At 77.3% G+C, this 631-nt stretch carries 1 pseudogene; it reads left to right on the top strand.

The features are described 5' to 3' along the window. Positions 1 to 631, top strand: a pseudogene (locus tag N869_RS15800) (chromosome segregation protein SMC); the annotation flags it as partial.

Here is a 631-nt window from a genome sequence, read left to right as displayed (position 1 = left end):
TGGCGGGTCAGGTCGCCGCCCGGCGCAGCCGCCTGGAGGCCACGGAGGCTGAGATCGGTCGCCTGCGGGCCACGCTCGCCGAGGCCGAGCGCCGGGGGGAGGAGGCGACGGTGGAGTTCGCGGCGCTGGAGTCCCAGGTCGCGGGCGTGGAGGCCGGTGAGCAGGGCTTGGACGCCGAGCACGAGGCCGCTGCCGAGGCGTTCGAGGCGGCGCGCACCGAGGTCGCACGCCTGCGCGAGGAGATCCAGGGCGCCGAGAAGGAGCGGGCCCGGTGGTCGGCGCGGGTGGAGGCGCTCGAGATGAGCCTGGTGCGCAAGGACGGTGCCGGGGTCCTCCTGGCTGCCCAGGAGCTCGCCGGTGTGCACGGGTCGCTGGCGGCGATGCTGGGTGTGGAGCAGGGGTACGAGGACGCGGTGGCGGCCGCCCTGGGCGGTGCGGCAGAGGCCGTGGTCGTGGAGTCCGTCGAGGCGGCGGTCGACGCGGTGCGGCACCTGCGGGAGCAGGACGCGGGCCGTGCGGAGCTGCTCGTCGCGCAGGGCGAGGCCCCCGGGGGGACCCGCAGCCCGCTGCCCGAGGGGGCGCGTTGGGTGCTGGACCTCGTGCACCCCGCCCAGGCGGTGCGCACAGCGGT

This window comes from Cellulomonas bogoriensis 69B4 = DSM 16987 (assembly GCF_000767165.1).
Classification (GTDB): Bacteria; Actinomycetota; Actinomycetes; order Actinomycetales; family Cellulomonadaceae; genus Actinotalea; species Actinotalea bogoriensis.
Note: the sequence above shows the minus strand (reverse complement) of the source record. Positions and strands in the feature narration are given on the sequence as shown.